We start from the raw sequence: 344 nt of genomic DNA on the forward strand, positions 1-344 counted from the left end.
TGAGTGCAAAAACAATGTTTTGTTTGACAACATTTTGAGCGCGGCGGCCTAAACTAATTGCTTTAGCTAGTTGCTCTAACTTATCTGCCATTAATACGATATCAGCAGTTTCTAAAGCAACATCGCTGCCGGAAATCCCCATCGCAATGCCTACGGAAGCTTGAGCGAGGGCGGGGGCGTCGTTGATGCCGTCTCCTACCATTGCTACAGTTTGATACTGGGTTTGCAGTTGTTTAATTGCCTGCACTTTGTCTTCTGGCAAAAGTTCGGCGTACACTTCTTTGATGCCTAATTGACGGGCGATGTGTTGAGCTGTTTGCTCGTTGTCGCCGGTTAGCATAATT

General features: G+C 46.5%; 1 protein-coding gene. It reads right to left on the bottom strand.

The genetic code is table 11. The features are described 5' to 3' along the window. On the bottom strand, nt 1-344 hold a 344-nt coding region (locus FLQ44_RS25640; RefSeq protein WP_147695371.1), incomplete at both ends, for an HAD-IC family P-type ATPase.

The organism is Vogesella mureinivorans (assembly GCF_007644035.1).
Taxonomy (GTDB): Bacteria; Pseudomonadota; Gammaproteobacteria; order Burkholderiales; family Chromobacteriaceae; genus Vogesella; species Vogesella mureinivorans.